At 45.4% G+C, this 18,890-nt stretch carries 25 protein-coding genes; 2 read left to right on the top strand and 23 right to left on the bottom strand.

Features of this window, described 5'->3' with window-relative positions; all coding sequences use genetic code 11:
• Positions 1–10 precede the first annotated feature (10 nt).
• The 8 genes from resA to SFC25_RS02830 all read right to left on the bottom strand — a co-directional run bounded on the left by resA (position 11) and on the right by SFC25_RS02830 (position 5,893).
• On the bottom strand, positions 11–544 hold the full coding sequence (gene resA, locus SFC25_RS02865) for a thiol-disulfide oxidoreductase ResA (RefSeq protein ID WP_411213841.1): 534 nt from the start codon (positions 542–544) through the stop codon (positions 11–13).
• 56 nt (positions 545–600) lie between these two features.
• Complete coding sequence (locus tag SFC25_RS02860; RefSeq protein ID WP_411213840.1) at positions 601–1,341, bottom strand: pseudouridine synthase; 741 nt, start codon at positions 1,339–1,341, stop codon at positions 601–603.
• Between the two features lie 64 nt (positions 1,342–1,405).
• The gene (locus SFC25_RS02855; RefSeq protein WP_411213839.1) at positions 1,406–1,939 is read right to left on the bottom strand and encodes a spore maturation protein; all 534 of its coding nucleotides are present in this window, start codon (positions 1,937–1,939) and stop codon (positions 1,406–1,408) included.
• A complete protein-coding gene (locus tag SFC25_RS02850; RefSeq protein ID WP_411213838.1) occupies positions 1,936–2,529 on the bottom strand; it encodes a nucleoside recognition domain-containing protein in 594 nt (197 codons plus the stop codon). Before SFC25_RS02850 ends, SFC25_RS02855 begins: the two co-directional genes overlap by 4 nt.
• Positions 2,523–3,578: a D-alanyl-D-alanine carboxypeptidase family protein gene (locus SFC25_RS02845; protein ID WP_411213837.1), complete on the bottom strand. Its 1,056-nt coding sequence runs from the start codon at positions 3,576–3,578 to the stop codon at positions 2,523–2,525. The genes SFC25_RS02850 and SFC25_RS02845 overlap by 7 nt, the downstream gene beginning before the upstream one ends.
• A gap of 103 nt (positions 3,579–3,681) precedes the next feature.
• Positions 3,682–4,539, bottom strand: coding sequence for a superoxide dismutase (locus SFC25_RS02840; RefSeq protein WP_411213836.1), 858 nt, complete (start codon positions 4,537–4,539; stop codon positions 3,682–3,684).
• 45 nt (positions 4,540–4,584) lie between these two features.
• On the bottom strand, positions 4,585–5,157 hold the full coding sequence (gene scpB, locus SFC25_RS02835; RefSeq protein ID WP_411213835.1) for an SMC-Scp complex subunit ScpB: 573 nt from the start codon (positions 5,155–5,157) through the stop codon (positions 4,585–4,587).
• Positions 5,141–5,893, bottom strand: coding sequence for a segregation/condensation protein A (locus tag SFC25_RS02830; protein ID WP_411213834.1), 753 nt, complete (start codon positions 5,891–5,893; stop codon positions 5,141–5,143). The genes scpB and SFC25_RS02830 overlap by 17 nt, the downstream gene beginning before the upstream one ends.
• Positions 5,894–6,030: 137 nt before the next feature.
• Between SFC25_RS02830 and SFC25_RS02825 the strand changes: the two genes are divergently transcribed.
• Complete coding sequence (locus SFC25_RS02825) at positions 6,031–6,111, top strand: YjcZ family sporulation protein (protein WP_411214198.1); 81 nt, start codon at positions 6,031–6,033, stop codon at positions 6,109–6,111.
• Positions 6,112–6,158: 47 nt separating this feature from the next.
• On the opposite strand, the gene SFC25_RS02820 is transcribed toward SFC25_RS02825, so the two are convergent.
• A complete protein-coding gene (locus SFC25_RS02820) occupies positions 6,159–6,512 on the bottom strand; it encodes a GNAT family N-acetyltransferase (RefSeq protein WP_095217955.1) in 354 nt (117 codons plus the stop codon).
• A gap of 351 nt (positions 6,513–6,863) precedes the next feature.
• On the opposite strand from SFC25_RS02820, the gene SFC25_RS02815 reads away from it, so the two are divergent.
• Positions 6,864–7,304, top strand: a complete 441-nt coding sequence (locus tag SFC25_RS02815) for a peptidylprolyl isomerase (RefSeq protein ID WP_038561014.1) — start codon at positions 6,864–6,866, stop codon at positions 7,302–7,304.
• A gap of 35 nt (positions 7,305–7,339) precedes the next feature.
• Here the strand turns inward: SFC25_RS02815 and lysA are convergent, their stop codons facing one another.
• From lysA to SFC25_RS02745, 14 genes are all read right to left on the bottom strand, one after another.
• On the bottom strand, positions 7,340–8,638 hold the full coding sequence (gene lysA / locus SFC25_RS02810) for a diaminopimelate decarboxylase (RefSeq protein WP_411213833.1): 1,299 nt from the start codon (positions 8,636–8,638) through the stop codon (positions 7,340–7,342).
• Between the two features lie 161 nt (positions 8,639–8,799).
• Positions 8,800–10,275, bottom strand: a complete 1,476-nt coding sequence (locus SFC25_RS02805) for a spore germination protein (protein ID WP_411213832.1) — start codon at positions 10,273–10,275, stop codon at positions 8,800–8,802.
• Complete coding sequence (spoVAEA, locus tag SFC25_RS02800) at positions 10,268–10,831, bottom strand: stage V sporulation protein SpoVABEA (protein ID WP_411213831.1); 564 nt, start codon at positions 10,829–10,831, stop codon at positions 10,268–10,270. Before spoVAEA ends, SFC25_RS02805 begins: the two co-directional genes overlap by 8 nt.
• A 6-nt stretch (positions 10,832–10,837) precedes the next feature.
• Complete coding sequence (spoVAE, locus tag SFC25_RS02795; protein WP_411213830.1) at positions 10,838–11,188, bottom strand: stage V sporulation protein AE; 351 nt, start codon at positions 11,186–11,188, stop codon at positions 10,838–10,840.
• Between the two features lie 2 nt (positions 11,189–11,190).
• Positions 11,191–12,201: a stage V sporulation protein AD gene (gene spoVAD, locus SFC25_RS02790; protein WP_411213829.1), complete on the bottom strand. Its 1,011-nt coding sequence runs from the start codon at positions 12,199–12,201 to the stop codon at positions 11,191–11,193.
• Positions 12,202–12,205: 4 nt separating this feature from the next.
• On the bottom strand, positions 12,206–12,667 hold the full coding sequence (gene spoVAC, locus SFC25_RS02785) for a stage V sporulation protein AC (RefSeq protein WP_411213828.1): 462 nt from the start codon (positions 12,665–12,667) through the stop codon (positions 12,206–12,208).
• A 16-nt stretch (positions 12,668–12,683) separates the two neighbouring features.
• Positions 12,684–13,100, bottom strand: a complete 417-nt coding sequence (locus SFC25_RS02780; protein ID WP_411213827.1) for a stage V sporulation protein AB — start codon at positions 13,098–13,100, stop codon at positions 12,684–12,686.
• Entirely contained in the window at positions 13,081–13,704 is a 624-nt protein-coding gene (locus SFC25_RS02775) for a stage V sporulation protein AA (RefSeq protein ID WP_411213826.1), read from the bottom strand. The genes SFC25_RS02780 and SFC25_RS02775 overlap by 20 nt, the downstream gene beginning before the upstream one ends.
• A 113-nt stretch (positions 13,705–13,817) precedes the next feature.
• Entirely contained in the window at positions 13,818–14,573 is a 756-nt protein-coding gene (sigF, locus tag SFC25_RS02770) for an RNA polymerase sporulation sigma factor SigF (RefSeq protein WP_411213825.1), read from the bottom strand.
• A 9-nt stretch (positions 14,574–14,582) separates the two neighbouring features.
• Positions 14,583–15,026, bottom strand: coding sequence for an anti-sigma F factor (gene spoIIAB / locus SFC25_RS02765; RefSeq protein WP_411213824.1), 444 nt, complete (start codon positions 15,024–15,026; stop codon positions 14,583–14,585).
• Positions 15,023–15,379 carry an anti-sigma F factor antagonist gene (spoIIAA, locus tag SFC25_RS02760; RefSeq protein ID WP_093728299.1) on the bottom strand — a complete coding sequence of 119 codons (357 nt, stop codon included), beginning with the start codon at positions 15,377–15,379 and terminating at the stop codon, positions 15,023–15,025. Before spoIIAA ends, spoIIAB begins: the two co-directional genes overlap by 4 nt.
• Before the next feature lie 99 nt (positions 15,380–15,478).
• The gene (locus SFC25_RS02755) at positions 15,479–16,639 is read right to left on the bottom strand and encodes a D-alanyl-D-alanine carboxypeptidase family protein (protein WP_411213823.1); all 1,161 of its coding nucleotides are present in this window, start codon (positions 16,637–16,639) and stop codon (positions 15,479–15,481) included.
• 108 nt (positions 16,640–16,747) lie between these two features.
• Positions 16,748–18,049: a pyrimidine-nucleoside phosphorylase gene (locus SFC25_RS02750; RefSeq protein ID WP_411213822.1), complete on the bottom strand. Its 1,302-nt coding sequence runs from the start codon at positions 18,047–18,049 to the stop codon at positions 16,748–16,750.
• Positions 18,050–18,064: 15 nt separating this feature from the next.
• Entirely contained in the window at positions 18,065–18,889 is an 825-nt protein-coding gene (locus SFC25_RS02745; RefSeq protein ID WP_411213821.1) for a purine-nucleoside phosphorylase, read from the bottom strand.
• Position 18,890: the final 1 nt, after the last annotated feature.

Genomic DNA, 18,890 nt, shown 5'->3' with positions numbered 1-18,890 from the left:
GCCTCTTTTCTCAAGGCACAATCTTATCCAAATATTCCTCCAGCCGCTCCGTTTCTAAAGGACCATATACAGTCCTGGAAACTGTTCCATCTTCTGAGATGAAAAACGTAGCCGGCAGCGCATCTACTCCATATGCTTCCATCACCTGTCCGTTATCCAGTAAGATCGGAAATGACAAATTATACTGCTCGAGGAAACGGTTAATAACCACGCTGCTTTCGTCCACATTGACAGCAGCAAAGATAACATCTTTGTTTTCGTATGTATCGGATGCCTCTTCGAATAAAGGCATCTCCTGTTTGCAAGGCTCGCAATAGGTCGCCCAAAAATTGACTAGGACACCTTTTCCGCGCATATCGGATAACTGAAACGCTTCGCCTGTCTGCATATCTGTCAGCTTAAAATCAGACGCCAGCTGTCCTGCTTCCACTTTTTCTTGCTTCCCTTCTCCCAGCAGCCTCCAGCATGCTGTCAAAACAAGGCCGGCCAGTATGGCCAGCACAATTAGACGTGTCATATAACGACGCTTACGAACAGGTGCCACTTATCCTCACCTCTTTGCCAAGTATAGCATGTCATCCGTCTGCCAATTTTGACAAATTATTTACGTTTTTCTTTGTACTCCGTTTTGAACCGATGCACTTCTTCTGGAGTAAGCTTGCGATACGCACCAGGCTGCAGCCCTTCCAGTGTTAAGAACCCATATCTTTCGCGTTTTAGTTTCTGGACAGGGAATTGAATTCTCTCCATCATTTTTCTTACCTGGCGGTTTCGTCCTTCATGCAGGATGATCTGTACAAGGCTTGTATTCTTCTTTCTGTCTGCGCTCATCAGCTTCGCATAAACAGCTTTGCATTTATGCCCATCGATCATGATGCCGCGTTTCAGCTGTTTCAGTTCATCAGGGGTAGGAATGCCTTTTACTTTGGCAACGTACACTTTATCGATTTTTTGACTTGGATGCATGAGCATATTGGCAAACTCACCGTCATTTGTCAAAAGCAGCAAACCTGACGTGTCATAATCCAGACGGCCGATTGGATAGACTCTCTCCAGGACTTCCGGCATTAAATCCAAAACCACTTTCCTGTCTTTCTCATCCTGGACGCTTGAAATGACGCCGCGCGGCTTATAAAGCATATAATAGACGGACTTTTCCTTTTCAAGCGGTATCCCATTTACCTCTACCGTATCTCTGTCTGTTACTTTGATGCCAAGTTCCTTCACTACCTTGCCATTGACCTTGACTTTACCTTCCAAGATCATCGTTTCGGCTTTCCTCCTGGATGTAATGCCGCTGTGGGCAATTACTTTCTGAAGGCGTTCTGCTTGTTTATCCATTTACTGATCCTCACTTTTTATCATCAGGAACAAAAGAAAGAGCGTTAACGGTTGTCAACGCCTCTCATGCTCCGAATATAATCGTTACTACTATGATTGAAGCCATTATACCAATAACATCAGCCAACAGTCCAACTTTTAATGCATCCCCCATCTTCCGGATACCGACTGCGCCAAAATATACTGTGAGAACATAAAAAGTTGTATCCGTGCTTCCTTGAAGGACAGAAGCCAACCTTCCAATAAAAGAGTCAGGTCCATGTGTCGCAATCAGCTCTGTTGTCATCCCGAGTGCGGCCGTCCCGCTGATCGGCCTTACAAGTGCCAAAGGGACGATATCAGCTGGCATTCCGATAAAACTCAAAAAAGGTGTTATCAGACCTATCAAGGCATCCAAGGCACCAGAAGCTCGGAGAATTGCGATCGAGACAAGCATTCCGAGCAAAAAAGGCAGTATCGAGATTGCCAGACCGATGCCTTCCTTGCCGCCATCGACAAATAGTTCATAGGTCGGCAGCCGTTTCGCCGTCGCAATAGTCAATACGACAAGGATGAGGCAGGGAATGATCCACATGCTGGCGGTTGCAAGCAGACTCATAGATGCCGCTCCTTCCGTCGCCTGATTTCATAAAAGAGCCTATCAATCAGAATGGCGCCTATGAATGATATAATCGAAGCCAGCAGCGTTGCGCTGACAATTTCGGTTGGAGATTGTGAACCATATTTCATCCTTACAGCAAGCACGGTTGTCGGAATCAGCGTCAAGCTTGATGTATTGATAGCAAGGAACGTAATCATCGAACGACTTGCTTTCGGGCTTCCGCTAAGCTTCTTCATCTCTTCCATTGCCTTTATTCCCATTGGTGTCGCCGCATTTCCCAAACCAAAGAAATTGGCTGTCAAGTTGGACAGGATATATCCCATTGCCGGATGGTCCTTTGGGATGTCTGGAAATAATCTCGCAATGAATGGCTTGGCAAGCCTTACCAGACCTTTCAATAGACCTGCTGCTTCTGCTATCTTCGTGATACCGAGCCAGAATACCATCACACTGATCAAACTGATAGCGAGCACGACTGCGTCATCGGCACTTTTGAAGATGGCCTTATTCACTTCGTCCATCGTGCCATTGATCATGGCATAAATTATGCCGCCTATGGCCATGACTGCCCATATATAGTTCACCATAGGCGAACACCCGCAAGATCATCAAACACTTGCTTCGTTGAACCGGCCAGCGTCGGTTTTTCGGGGACTGCAAAGATTGGCACTGTTCCGATTTTCTTTTCATTGAGATAATAAACATCCGCACCAATCTGCTGGTTTTCCTTTTGCTTGTCCTGTTTCAGAAGCTGTGTCTTTGTATGGGCTTGTTTCTTTTCCTGTTCGGTGAGCGGATAGATAAGGGATGTGCCTGTCTCAGACTGTTTCAGCTTGCTAAGCTCATACTCATCGAAGCCCCATTCAAAAAGATTTATATGATCCCTCCAATCATCCGGATCATTTATCGTTACGACAACAAGTTCCATTCCATCCTTTTCTGCAGTACTGACAAGTGTGCGGCCCGCTTTTTTCGTATAGCCAGTCTTACCGCCGGTAGAGTATTCATAATAACGTGTGAGCATCTTGTTTTTGTTTCCCCAGGCATACAGCTTGGAATCGGGTTTGTATGTTTTTGTCCCGCTGATTTTACGGAAGGTCTCGTTCTGCATCGCATATTTTGTCAATAATGCCATGTCATATGCGGAGCTACGGTGTGTTTCCGTATCCAGTCCGTGTGGATTATCAAAATGGGACTCCTGCATGCCAAGCCATGCCGCTTTTTCATTCATCAAATGTGAAAATCCTTCTTCACTGCCGCCCACATGTTCAGCTATGGCTACGGCTGCGTCATTTCCAGATCGAAGCATCAGCCCATAGACAAGATCTTTCAAAGGAATTTCCTCCCCCTGTTCCAGGTATATGGAAGATCCCTCTGTATACACTGCATTTTTGCTGACATGGACTTCTTCATCCATCTTTCCAGATTCGATAGCGATAATAGCGGTCATGATCTTTGTGATACTGGCGATCCTTTTCGGATCAGATGCATTTTTTTCATATAAGACCCTGCCAGTAGAAAGCTCCATCAGGATGGCTGCATCTGCAGATACCCCAGGTTTGGCGGCCGCTTGCCCTGGCAGGAGCATCACACAGAGGATTATAGCAGTCATAACAACCAGAACGCGCTTGAACATGTATCAAACCCTCCCTTAATCATCTACCATCAGTGTATGCACAGAAGACAAGCTTATGAACAAGTGAAAACCCCTATCCTTATGGATAGGGGTTTTCACTTGTTCAGAATGGCGCCCAGTTCACTTGCTTGGCTGTTTGGAATCTTTGTGTCACGTTTGCCCAATTGACGACGTTCCACCAATTATTTATATATTGCTTTTTCTCTGTTTTATACTGCAGATAATACGCATGCTCCCACATGTCTAGAACCAATAAAGGAATCGTATCTGCCAGACTGAAAAGCTGGTGCTTTTCGAGCGTCTGTATAGCTAGATGGTGCGACCTTGGCTCCCAAACGAGAATAGCCCAGCCGACACCTTCGACACTATCTGCAGCCTTGGAGAACATATCCTTGAATCTCTGGAACGAACCGAAATCTCTTCGTATTTGCTGGGCCAGCTGCCCGGAAGGTTCTCCCCCGCCATTAGGGGACATATTGTACCAGAAAATCGTGTGCAGAAAATGACCAGAACCGTGGAAGGATTGCTCTCTTAAATGATGCTTATAGTCCGAGCTCGTTTTGTTCTCCCGATTCACATAGAGCATTTCTTCTGCTTTATTCAAACCATCAACATAGGATTGATGATGTTTTGTATAATGCAATTCCATGATCTCCCTGCTTATGTGCGGCTCAAGTGCATCAAAGCGGTAAGGAAGCGGCGGCAGCCTGTGCTGGCCCCAGCGGACACTATTCTGGCGGCTGGCTTGCTCTGCTCGCGCTGCCAGCCTCTGTGCATCCTGACGAAGCTGCAGCACTGCTTCCTGCGCAATAATTTCCGAAGTTAAAAGCTGCTGCAGGTTATGCTGCAGCTCACGAAGATCAGGTTCCCATTCTTCAATTGAAGACTCCCCTGCATGTACTTCCATTGCCTTACTCCATTCCAGCAAGGCTTCCAAATAATTTCTGCTGTTCAAGATCACTCACCTCGCCCTAGCATATGTACCCATACAGCCAGGTGAATCTTGTCAATCTGATTCGGCAGGGAAATCTTCGAAGAACAGATCCGCAGCTCCTTCCGGGTCATCGGTCCCTTCTGGCAGAGGCGGCAGGTCATCCAATGTATGCAGACCAAAATATGCAAGAAATGCAAGTGTCGTAACATATAAAATTGGTCTCCCGATGCCTTCCTTACGTCCGCTTTCTTCTATAAAGCCTCTTGCAACAAGTGTCTGGATCGGCCTTTCGCTCTTCACACCGCGAACCTCCTCGACCTCGACTCTTGTGATTGGCTGTTTATATGCAATGATAGCAAGCGTCTCAAGCGCTGCTTGCGATAGTTTACTGTTTTGCGGAGAATCCAGCAGTTTCCGGTGATAAGATGCATGCTCTGATTTCGTTGTCAGATGGAAAGCACCTTTCGATTTCATGATCGCTAAACCACGGTTTGGAGACGCGTAAGCTTCCCTTAGCGCTGCCAATTCTTCCTCTATTTCTTCTTCTCCTATTTCCAAAGCATGCATGAGCTGTTTCTTTGTCAGCCCTTCATCCCCGGCTGCAAATAACAGCCCTTCTAAAATACTGTTATACGGTACTTCCATCGAGCATCCCCATTTCAAATACGATTAAATCATCAAAATGCTGTCTTTGCTTACAGAAAATCTGCTGTTTCTTCATCAGTTCCAATATAGCCATGAAGGTAACGACAATGTGCTGCTTCGTGCGTTCCGGGAATAATTCGAAGAAATCGACCCCTTCTTTTCTGGATTTAACAGATTGCAGGACCTCTCCCATTCGATCTTCCAGCACAATTTCTGCGCGTTGGATCTTCGTATCAAGCGGCTGGCTCCATTCCCTCCTGCGAAAAACACGCTGCAGGGCAGCTACCATATCATAGACAGTAACCTCACCGGGCTCGAGCGGTTTCAATTCCGGCTTGTCCGGAAGCGGTGCTGGAGGTCTTGTGTAAAGCTTATCAGCAGACATTTCTTTTTCTTTTAAATCTTCTGCCGCTTCTTTAAACTTGCGATATTCGATCAATCGGTTCATCAGCTCATCTCGAGGATCTTCTTCCTCCATCGCTGATTCTTCATCAAGCGCAGCTTGATTCGGCAGAAGCAGCTGGCTTTTCATCGCAAGCAGTGTGGCTGCCATCACCAAGTATTCACTGGCGATATTCAATTCCAATTGCTGCATCGTATGTATATAGTGCATATATTGCTCGGTGATCACAGCCACCGGTATGTCATAAATATCGATTTCATATTGGTTGATCAAATGCAGGAGCAGATCAAGCGGGCCTTCGAATCCATCCAGTTTCACACTGTATCCTTGCATAAAATCTCCTCCTTCCGAAAAAAGTTCACTACCGCCCATACCCTGGCTTACTTCCCGACATACCTTATACCGTAAGATAAATGTTCAGACATCCTGGCGTTTATCTGAGCCACAATTCATAAAGGAGGAATTTCACCATGGGTAGCTACAGCGGAGGATTTGCTTTGATCGTTGTTCTTTTCATTCTTCTAATTATCGTAGGTGCTGCTTGGCTATAAGCCGAGCGCACAAAGAAAACCAGCCTTCATAGAGGCTGGTTTTTATTTTAAGCTTCTGTTTCGCATTTCTCAAGGAAATTCTTTGTTTCATCCGTTGCAGTGACTTGATGCATCGGTGAGTACATATTGCGTAATTCACAAACCATCTGCTTGCCGATGCCATTGCCGCGGTGAGATGGATCAACCGAAATATGCTGCACAATTGCCTTATCCTCATCAATCACGACTCCTAGAGCGCCGAGGATATCATCTTCATCTTTCCAAAGAAACAAGTGCCAATTCGGATTGTTATTATATTCCTGAATTGTCTGCTGCAGCTTTTTTACCTCTTTTACATCGGGCATGAAAGATAAAAGTCCCATTGCGATTTTTTCCATTGACTTCTTGTATCGTATTAGCATAATAACCCCTCATTAAGAAAATAACTTTCCGATCAGAGACAGAAGGAATAAGCAGCTTGCTCCCATCATGACCCAGAAAAGCACCTTCTCTTGTTTGTCACTATCCTGCAACTGTGTTCAACTCCTGCCGTACGTAGTCTTATTTAAAACCTATCTACGTTTTTTGTCAACTTTACATCCTGTATTTCCCGCATATACTTCATTCCGGACTACTCCAAAGAAATTCTATGCTAGTTTCTCCTACATTCCTCGCTCCATACAAAGGATGGAAGCAGAATCTGGCGAGAGTGGGGGGATATGTGGTAGAATCATCACGAGTACATACTCATTTAATTTTAGGAGGACAAGCAAATGGCGAAAAAAGGTTACATCCTAATGCTGGATGGCGATAAAATTGAATTCGAATTATATCCGGAGGAAGCACCAAACACTGTAGCGAACTTCGAGAAGCTCGCTAACTCCGGTTTCTATAATGGCGTGACATTCCACCGTGTCATCCCAGGCTTCGTAAGCCAAGGCGGAGACCCGACCGGTACTGGTGCTGGCGGCAGCGGCACAACGATCAAATGCGAAACAGAAGGAAATCCTCATAAGCATGAAGCTGGCAGCTTGAGCATGGCACATGCGGGTAAAGATACAGGCTCCAGCCAGTTCTTCATCGTGCACGAGCCGCAACCGCACTTGAACGGCGTTCACACTGTATTCGGTAAAGTAACATCCGGTCTTGAAATCGCCCGTAACATGAGAAACGGCGACACAATGGAAACTGTAGAAGTTTTCGACGAAGAATAAAAAAATCCTGTATGCGTCATGCATACAGGATTTTTTTATTCATAAGAAAGATCCAGCCTTGTCAATTCTTCGGCTTCTTCTCTCCTGACGACAAGTCTGTCGACTCCATTTTCAACAAAGACTACAGCTGGTCTGCCAAAGCGGTTATAGTTGTTTGCCATCGCGTAACCGTATGCGCCAGTACTGAAAACCGCAAGCAAGTCCCCGGCCTCCGCTTTTGGCAAATCAATATCCCAAATAAGCATATCGCCTGATTCACAGCATTTACCTGCAATGGAGACTGTCTCTACCGCTTCCTCATCTGCACGGTTAGCAATTTTGGCCTCATAAACAGCTTTATAAAGAGCCGGACGAAGATTATCCGTCATCCCGCCATCAACAGAAACATATTTACGTACTCCCGGAATCTCTTTAACAGAACCAATCGTATAAAGGGTAACTGCCGCATTTCCGACAATCGACCTACCTGGCTCGATCCAAATTTCCGGCATCTCGATTGACGCTTCTTCTGCTTCTGCTTTGATTCGTGTCACCAGTGCATGGATATAGTCGGATAACGGAAGCGGTTCGTCATTCTCTGTATAGCGAATGCCAAAGCCGCCGCCCACATTCAGTACGGAAGGTGCATAACCATAATCAGACTGCCATGCTTTGATAAGCTCGAACAATCTGCCTACTGCCATAAGGAATCCGTCTGTTTCGAAAATTTGGGAACCGATATGACAATGTAATCCCTTCATTCTGATCACTTTGCTATCCTTCACTTTACGGAATGCTTCTTCTGCTTGTCCATTGCCAATATCAAAGCCGAACTTCGAATCTTCGTTGCCTGTCAAAATATAATCATGCGTATGAGCTTCGATGCCAGGTGTGACACGCAGCAGGATATCCATCTGCTTACCTTGTTCCTTCAATACTGCTTCCAATAAGTCAATCTCATGGAAATTATCCACAACCACACAGCCAATGTCATGTTCCACTGCCATTGAAAGTTCCTGATAGCTCTTGTTATTGCCATGCAGGTGAATTTTTTCAGTCGGAAAACCGGCTTTCAATGCAGTATGCAGTTCACCCTGGGAAACAACATCCAAGCTAAGTTTCTCCTGCTTTGCTACCTGCACCATTGCCACCGAAGAAAAAGCTTTGCTGGCGTAAGCAACTTGGGCTTTGACTCCCAGTGTTTCAAACGCTTCGACAAATGCCTTGGCATTTTTCCGGATAACGCCAACATCGTATACGAATAATGGTGTACCATATTTTTTAGCTAATGTGACGGCATCTATTCCGCCGATTTCCAAAATGTGCTGATCATTAATTACAAAAGGGTGCTGCATACAATAACCTCCAAACAACGGCTTCATCGGATAAGGCATAAAAACGAAAGCCCATCTTTCCGCATAGGAAGAAGATGAGCTATCGCATCACACGCTACACTACCCGTACTGTCGTAAAAAATAGATAGAGTAAACGTACCATATTCTCATTTTTCTAGCAACTAAGAATTCGGTGCCCTTGTTTTATCTGGAGAGTTGGTAATAGTTGGACGGTATTTCGTGAGTGGAACCGGTGTCCTATATCCAACCTCCAACAATGCTTTCAGATTGAAAGGAATGAACGGCCACAGATATGGTGTATTAAGTGATTTCGTTCCTATTAGTATCAATATGGCTAAAGTAATGCTGATGACGAACCCTGGAACCCCGAAAATGGCAGTTGCAACAAGGAAGAAGATCCTTGTTATTTTGTTTGACACACTCAGCTCGAAGCTAGGCGTAACAAAGGAACCTATAGCAGAAACAGCTACATAAAGGATTACTTCAGGTGTGAACAATCCCACATTGATGGCAATTTCCCCGATCAGGATAGCTGCGATAAGACCCATTGCCGTAGATAATGGTGTTGGTGTATGGATTGCAGCTAGTCTTAGGAATTCAATACCTAGATCTGCCAGGAGAATTTGCAGGAATAAAGGTATGTGCCCGTCATCTTTATTCGGACCGATGAAGTCAATGCTTTGCGGTAGCAATTCCGGATGGACAGTAATCAAATACCAAAACGGCAAAAGGAACAGTGATACAAAAATGCCTATAAGGCGGACCCACCGTATGAATGTTCCAGGTGCTGGCGATTCCCTGTATTCCTCAGCATGCTGTAAATGGGAAAAATAAGTTGCCGGTGTGATGATGACACTAGGTGAAGTATCCACAATAATAAGGACATGGCCTTCTAACAGGTGGACCGCACCAATGTCCGGGCGTTCGGTATACCTGACAAGCGGAAACGGTCTATTTCCTTGCTTTACCAAATATTCTTCCACTGCTTTATCAGACATAGGTAATCCGTCGATTTCAATTTCCTTTAGTTCTTTTTTAATGAGCTTCACTAGATTTGGATCAGCAACGTCCTCGATATAGGCGATACAAATATCTGTCTTAGATCTCTCACCGACCTGCATCATTTCCAGCCTAAGGCGTTCGTCCCGTATTCTCCTGCGTGTCAAAGCAGTATTAATGATAATATTCTCCGTATATCCATCCCTTGGTCCACGAATGACCTTCTCTGTGTCAGGCTCTTCCGGTTGTCTCCCTGGATATGACCTTGTATCGACAACAAAAGCAAAATCACAGCCATCGATGAATACGACAATTAATCCTGATAAGAACTGATCCACACAGTCATCGATGCTTTCAGTCCGCTTCACTTGCATGTGCACAAGTCGATTTTCGATAATTTCCGAAACTTTGTTTGTGTTTTTCTCATTATCATTGATACTGATCAACTTCGAAATCACGCGCTGGACAACCATAATATCCACAAGACCGGTCGTATAGTAGATTTCAATACGTTTTTTTAGAATGATCAAGGTGCGGTGACCGACGTCAAAGGAGACACCGACCCCGACACGCTCCTTCATAAAGTCATTGACTTCATCGATCTTTGCTGGGATCGGTGTTTTTTGTTCACTAGCCATTACTGCTTCCCTCCCTTTCTAAGATGATGCGAAGCGCTTGCTCTGTGATTGGGGAGCCAAGTTCAATTGCATCCTTCCCGTGCATCTTACCGATATCTCCGATTGCGATCACTAAAGGGAGATTCAGCTGGTCAAGCAAATACACTGTATCACCATTGATACGGCCGACTTCCTCTGTGATAACACCTTCTTTATCGACACCGAATGGCTGGAGCTCCCCATCCTGATCGACGGAAAAGCTGACGCGGCTCCATTCCCTGTTTTGCGTATGAGCCGCAACTGCCAAGGCACCGATAACTGTAATATCCGGATCATCCACAATCGATCGAAGCAGGACCTCACCGCTTCCTACGCCCGGTACACCACCATCATCGAGCAGGACATAAACCGGCTCGATTTCAGCTGCATGGATAGCATCAATCATTGTTTCAGCTCCCACTGTCATCGGATTATCAGCTAAATAAGAGAGAGACGTTCCACCGATTTTATCCGCTAAATAATCAATCGTCCGCTTTGCATAAGCGTCTCCGTCTGTAATCAGAATTACTCTCTTCATACGGGGTCATCCCCTCGGCTTAAAGAATACAGACACTAAGAATCCGAAAAGAATAGCAGCTGCGATACCGGCTGAAGTAAGCTGGAACATCCCGAGTGCAATGCCCCAAAAACCATGTTTATCCGCTTGTTCCATTGCTCCGTGAAGTAAGGAGTGTCCGAAGCTGGTAATTGGAACCGAGGCACCGGCTCCTGCGAAAGAAATCAGATTATCATACAAATCAAATCCATCCAGCACACACCCTAAAACAACGAAGGTACTCATGACATGTCCAGCATCCAATTTAGCAACATCCAAAAGCAGCTGACCGGCTACACAAATCAAGCCTCCGACTACAAATGCCCAAAAAAAGTCCATGGTTACTCCTCCTCCCTTACGAGTACGACACTATGGGCGATAGCTGGTATCGATTCCTTCTGACGTATGAGTGTAGGGTTCATCAAAGCGCCGGTTGCGGTTACCAGTATCCGTTTATAGGTTCCCTTTCGCATCTCATCGAGAAGATGGCTATAGGTTACGATAGCGGAACAAGCCGTACCGCTGCCCCCGGCAAGCATGCCTTGATCACTGTTATAAAGCAGATTGCCGCAATCCTTATGTACGGCATCAATATTGATTCCGTCACTGCGGAGCATATCTTTCAAAATAGGGGATCCGACACTCGATAAATCTCCAGTCACAATAAGATCATAATCAGCAGGTGTACGTCCGAAATCGCTCAAATGTCGTTTGATTGTGTCATATGCGGCTGGTACCATTGCGCTTCCAAGATCAAAGGCATTTGTTGCACCAAAGTCAACTACTTTTCCGATTGTTGCCCCTTCAATCCGAATCGGACTCTTTTCACGGCTTACAAGTGCACACCCAGCTCCAGTTGCTGTACTAGTTGCTGTAGCAGGTTTCTGATTCCCATATTCGGTCGGGAAACGGAATTGCCGCTCTGCTGTCGCATTATGGCTACAGACAGCTGTCAAAATGCGGTCCGCCACTCCTGCATCGACCAGTTGGGATGCTACCGCCAATGTTTCCATACTTGTAGAGCATGCACCAAACATACCGAGATAACTCATATCCATATCTCGTGCTGTATAATTGGCACTCACATTCTGGTTAAGAAGATCTCCAGCGATGAACATATCGATATGCTGCTGCTTCAAACCGGCTTTTTCCAATGTGATTTGGATAGCATCTTGCAAAAGTTTTCTTTCTGCCATTTCCCAGTTATCTTCACCGCAGTAAAGATTATCGTAGGATTTATCAAAGGTATCTCCGAGTGGTCCTCTCGATTCCTTCGGTCCCACACTCGTACCTGTTTCTTGAATATAGACGCGCTGATTCAACGTCCAGGATTGCTTGCCCACTTTCACCATTTTCTCATCCTCCGATCAGCTGGCTGAAAATATACCGGATGATGCCGACAATATAGGCCGACGTAACACCGAATACAATAACACTGCCAGCAAGTTTGAACATATTGGAACCTACTCCTAGCACATAACCTTCTGATTTGTATTCCAAGGCAGCACTAGTCACGGCATTGGCAAAACCAGTTACCGGCACTGCTGATCCTGCCCCGGCAAATTGTGCGATCCGGTCATACACTCCGAGTCCTGTCAATATTGCGGAAATGAGAATCAGTGTTGTAACGGTAGGTGTACCAGCCTCTTGCTGGGTCATATCAAAAACCTGCATGTAAAACTTGGTCAAAAGCTCCCCGATCAGACAGATAAAACCGCCGACAAAGAAAGCTTTCAAGCAATTTCGGACGTAAGGTACTTTCGGATAGTACGTTTTGGCTGTGTCAGTATAATTTTCTTTTTTGAACTTGGAGTCCATGATGTCACCTCTTCGATTAATAGGAAAATAAAAGCCATTGGAACAAGGATCCGGTAATCTTCCCCAGCACGATTGCCATGAAGAACCAGATCAGACTAGCGTCCAGACCAATTCGTCTAGTCAGGATTGGGAAAACGTTTAAAACCTCGGTCAAAGCTGCCGCAAGCATTCCGACGAATATTCCATGCAGAAGACCCCAAAGCGTGATCAAAAGAATCGGTGCATGGAAATGAAAATAGTGGAAGGAAAGAATTGTGCCTGCAAAAGCACCGGCTGTGACGCCAGCCTCATAAGAAATCAGGAAATGCTGTGTTTTGCTTAGCTGCACCAATCTCGGAATGATACCCAGTACTGTCAGAAAAGCGACAAATCCTGCTCCAGTTGCAAGGCCTGCACTAAGCCCTATCAGCACTTCAACTGTGGCGATCCACATGCTGCTGTTCCAATTCGTTCTCATGATAAGCTACATAAACATCCATATCACGCTGATATTTGTGCATCTCTACTTCAAGCGGACTAGGCTCTTCATTCAAACGCTTTTTGAATACATGGTTGAAAAAGAGAATCATCCCCACCCCTATGCCAATGCTGTACGGAATTTGCAGCCATAGCGGATGCACAAGCTTTTCCCCTGTCAACAGAAAATGAATTTGCTGCTGGACCGGCTCCATGGCTACATCGAAATGGAAATTCATGATCGTCATCGCCGACCCTATGAATAAAAGCAGCCAAATGAGAATGACGAGAGGCCATACGGTACGTTTTGCAGCATGCTGGACATGGACTATCGTCTGTTCTGCACCAATCAGCTGCAGTTCATGCTCGGGAAAGAGCTTCATCAGCTGTTGAAAGACCGAAAAACAATCAAGGACAACGATGTTGCTGTCTTTCTTCGTAATCCGGTATATGACGGTGTCGAGCATACGATCCTTATAGTCTCCAGCATTTGCAATATGTGCGATATCCTTTAGCTTGATCACAGATTCTGGAGTGGTGGTGATTTTTCGGATGAACCGAATATAGACAATAGATGGCATAATACACCTCTCCTCCTATGAAGAAGGGTTTCTGTACTTAGTATGGGAAAAGCACAGGAAAACATGCTGGTAATTCCAGGCAATAAAAAAAGCTTCTGCACGATGTGCAAAAGCTACTTTTCCAGCTGCTCTTTGATGCTGGCCAATATTTTCTTTTCAAGCCGGGAAACTTGGACCTGGGAGATGCCAAGACGTTCTGATACTTCAGATTGTGTTTGATCTTTGTAAAATCGTAAGTATACGATCAGCCGCTCCCTTTCACCAAGTGATTGGATCGCTTCTTGCAAGGCAAGCTTATCAAACCAGTTATCATCCTGTTCAGCAATCTGATCCAATAAGGTGATCGGATCCCCATCATTCTCAAAAACTGTCTCATGGATCGAATGCGGCAGCTTGGCAGCCTCTTCCGCGTGGATAATATCCTCCGGTTCTAGCTCCAGCTCTTTGGCTATTTCCTGAATAGTCGGCACTCGATTGAGTGCTTTCGTCAATTCTTCTTTTTTCTTTCTTACTTTATTAGCGGTTTCTTTGAGCGAACGACTAACCTTCAGACTGCCGTCATCCCTGATGAATCGCTGAATTTCGCCAATGATCATCGGTACCGCATATGTCGAGAAGCGTACATCATATGACAAATCAAATTTATCGATCGATTTGATCAATCCGATACAGCCGATCTGGAACAGATCATCCGGATCATAGCCGCGGTTGATAAAACGCTGGACGACTGACCAGACGAGCCTGACATTTCTTTCGACAAGGATGTCCCTTGCTTCTTTATCACCATTCTGACTTAACTGGATGTATGTTTTTACTTGCTTATCGGTCAATTGTTCTTTTGCCTTCTGCTGTTTCAAATATACATCCATATGCCCCACCTACTGACTCATGGCTTTGCTTCGATTGAATTGCTTATTCATCGTCACTGTGGTGCCTTCACCTTCTGCGGAATGCACATACACATGATCCATGAAATTTTCCATGATTGTAAAACCCATACCGGAGCGTTCCAAATCGGGCTTTGATGTGTACAGTGGTTCCATCGCTTCTTCCACATCAGGAATGCCAACACCTTCATCCTGGATGATCAATTCCACTTCATCATCGGAAAGTGTGCAAATTATGGTAATCATCTGGTCTGGGTCTGAATTGTAACCATGGATGATAGAATTGGTCACTGCTTCAGAAACGACTGTTTTGATTTCAGTAAGCTCGTCCATTGTCGGATCCAGCTGAGAGACGAAGGATGCAACTGTAACGCGGGCAAAAGCTTCATTCCTGCTTTGACTTGAAAAGGAGAACCGCATCATATTTGTGTTCATGATAATACCACCCCGAAAGTTTCCAGCGCATAGCGCTCATTTTCTTCAAATCGGATAATCTTGAATAAGCCGGATAGCTGAAACAGTCTGTCCACAGCCGGTGTCAGGCTGCAAACCACCATTTCCCTTCCTTCTGCTTTCAATTCCTTATATCTGCCGAGAATGACACCTAGACCAGAGCTATCCATAAATGAAAGAGATTCCAGATTCAGGACCATATGCTTGATGCCAGGCTGCTGCAGGGCAAGCTGCCAGCTTTCCTTCAATTCGCTCGCTGTATGATGATCAAGCTCCCCGTTTAGACGCGCCAGCAAGATCGATTCCTTCAATTCATAATCAACTGTCAACCCCATAGCTTTTCTCCTCCCTTATCTGCCTATAGTTTTCTGCAGAAAAAGGCGAATACCTTTCGAGTGACAAAAATAGAAGAAACTCGTACGTCTTAGTCAGAATCAGCGGAATTTCACCACATCATCAAAGCTGCGCTTGATCAGCAGCCAATAGCTTGCTTTTGGAACGTCTTCTTTCAGGACGAGCGGTGTAGTGGAAATTCGTTTGCCACCGGCTTTTACTTCCAGTACACCTACTTGATCACCAGCTTTCAGCGGCAGGGAGAGCTCGGCTTTATACACGATATTCGTCGACAATTCTTCAAGCTTTTCCCCTTTTTTGACAAGCAGCGACACTGGTGTGCCAGTCACAACTGGAACATCTTTATTACGAGCTTTCAGCATATCCAGCTTGGCCACAGTCTGATCCTGTTTATATAGCTGCTTTACCGTATACTGGTTAAAGCCATAATCGAGCAGCTTGGATACTTCATTATTCCGCTGTTTTGGTGTTTCGGCACCCATCACGACCGCGATGACCCGCATCCCATCTTTCTTGGCGGTAGCTGTGAGGCAGTATCTTGCTTCTTTCGTAAATCCAGTTTTCAATCCATCCACACCTGGATAGAATTTCACTAGCTTATTCGTATTGACAAGCCAGAATGGATCATCGGAATCCTTGCGCAGATAATCTTCGTATATACTTGTAAATTCAGTGATTTCTTCGTGTTTGAGCAATGCTCTGGCCATCATAGCCATATCTTTAGCTGTGGAATAATGATCTGCAGCAGGAAGTCCGGTAGCATTTTGGAACTTAGTATGAGTCAGCCCGATTTCTCTTGCTTTCTCGTTCATCTTCCGGACAAATCCATCTTCGGTTCCGGCAATTTTCTCAGCCATTGCCACACTTGCATCGTTGCCCGATGCGACGGCTATACCTTTCAAAAGATCCTTCACCGTCATCTCTTCTCCGGGTTCAAGGAAGATTTGTGATCCTCCCATACTAGCTGCGTACTCACTAGCTCTTACTTTTTCATCATACCGCAGCTTGCCAGCTTCGATTTCTTCCATAATCAAGAGCATCGTCATGATTTTTGTCATACTGGCTGGAGGGAGCTGCTCCTCCATATTCTCACCTGCCAGGACACGGCCAGTATCACGTTCGATTAGAATAGAGGATTTAGCAGTCTTCTCCTCTTGTTTTGCTGCAAAAGTCTGTGGCGGCAGTGCCATAAGACTGATAACGAATGCAATCAGCAAACTTATTAGACTCATTTTTTTCATTTAGGGTTCCTCCGTTTACGGTAATACAGTTAGATTCTCCCAAATGAAATGATTTATTAATATTTTGCACACAAAAAAAAGCAGCCCTTAAAAAGGACTGCTTTTTCATTAGGAAATGACGTCGTAAATCAATGCCATTTTTTCAGGCTGTGCTGTATCAATTGTATAAGAAGACAAGACTTTAGCCACTGAATCAGCTGCTTGTGCATCACGAGCATGCAAGACAGCGATCGTTTCGCCTTGCTCGACAGCATCTCCCTGCTTCTTCTTCAGTGTGATACCCACAGCATGATCGATGTCATCGTCTTTCGTCGCACGGCCTGCACCTAAGTACATTGCTGCTGTTCCGATTCCTTCCGCATCAATGCTGTGAACGAATCCGCCAACAGGTGCTTTGACTTCAATATGATAATCTGCCTGAGGCAAAAGTTCCGGATTATCGACAAGGGCTGTATCACCGCCTTGAGCCCCGATGAACGTACGGAAAGCTGCCAATGCAGTTCCGTTATCCAAGCATGCTTCCAGATGCGCACGCGCTTCCTCGTAGCTTGAGAACTTATTCGCTAATAGTGCCATATGAGCTGCCAGTTCGACAGAAATTTCCCGAAGATCTGTTATCTTCTCCCCGCTCAAAACCTGAATTGCTTCTTTTACTTCATTGCTATTTCCAACCTCAAACCCAAGCGGCTGGTTCATGTCCGTAATAACAGCAACTGTCTGGCGGCCAAGGTTTTTACCGATTTCGACCATTGTCTCTGCCAATTTCTTGGAATCATCCAATGATTTCATGAAAGCGCCAGAGCCTGTTTTCACGTCAAGTACGATCGCTTCGGCACCAGATGCCAGCTTTTTGCTCATGATAGAGCTTGCGATGAGTGGGATGGCGTTGACCGTTCCGGTAACATCACGCAGCGCATATAGCTTTTTATCCGCTGGTGCCAGGTTTCCGGTCTGACCAGCTACCGCAAGTTTGTTTTCATTCACCAATCCCATGAACTGCTCGCGGCTCAAATCAATGGAAAAGCCTTTGAAGGATTCAAGTTTATCCAATGTTCCGCCAGTGTGACCAAGACCGCGGCCAGACATTTTCGCAACCGGAATTCCAATAGCAGCAACAAGCGGTCCAGTAATCAATGTGATTTTATCTCCTACACCGCCTGTGCTATGTTTATCGACCTTTTTACCTTCAATGCTGCTAAGGTCGAAAGTTTCACCAGAATTGGCCATCTCTTCTGTCAGCCAAGCTGTCTCTTCTTCTGTCATGCCATTGAAATAGACAGTCATCAAAAAGGCAGAAGCCTGATAATCGGGGATATCTCCTCTTGTATAGCCATGGACGAAAAAGGCTACCTCTTCTTTGGTGAGCGTATCGCCGTCTCTTTTCTTCGTAATCAAATCAACCATTCTCATATTCGTTCACCTGCTTTATTTTATTGGAAGCTGCTTCACAATTTCTTTTACGAAACGCAGAAAATCTTCCCTTACTTGACCCGTAGTCTCCATTACTTCATCATGGGTAAGCGGCTGGTCAAGGATACCAGCTGCCATGTTGGAGATACAAGAAATTCCTAAGACTTCCATCTTTGCATGGCTGGCAACAATCACTTCCGGAACAGTAGACATACCGACAGCGTCACCGCCCCAAACACGAAGCATCCGCACTTCAGCACCTGTTTCATACGAAGGACCTGTGTTTCCGACATAAACGCCTTCTTTCACACCAAGTCCGATTTTAGCAGCCACTTCACGTGCATAAGCTAAAAGCTCTTTGCTGTAGACAGATGACATGTCAGGGAAACGAGCGCCAAGCTCTTCATCGTTTGGTCCAATCAGCGGATTTGTTCCCATATTGTTAATATGATCAGAAATCAGCATCAAGTCACCCGGCTCGAAGCTTTCGTTGATCCCCCCAGCTGCGTTGGTTACAATCAGTGCTTGTACACCAAGCGCCTTCATTACACGAACAGGTAATGTAACAAGCTCCATCGGGTATCCTTCATAGAAATGGAACCGGCCTTGCATGGCGATTACATCTTGTCCTTCAAGCTTCCCAATAACCAGCTGTCCTTTATGACCGCTGACCGTTGAAACCGGGAACCCTGGAATATCACCATAAGGTACGACAGTTGTTTCGGTAATCTCATCAGCCAGTACGCCAAGTCCGGATCCTAAAATGAGACCAATCTTCGGTGTACTAGTCAGTTTCTCTTTAATATAATCTGCTGCCTGTTTGATTGCTTCTGCCTGCATG

Source organism: Terribacillus saccharophilus, from assembly GCF_046592595.1.
GTDB classification, from domain to species: domain Bacteria; phylum Bacillota; class Bacilli; order Bacillales; family Amphibacillaceae; genus Terribacillus; species Terribacillus saccharophilus_C.
The sequence above is the reverse complement of the archived record's forward strand: the minus strand, read 5'-3'. Positions and strand labels throughout refer to the sequence as shown.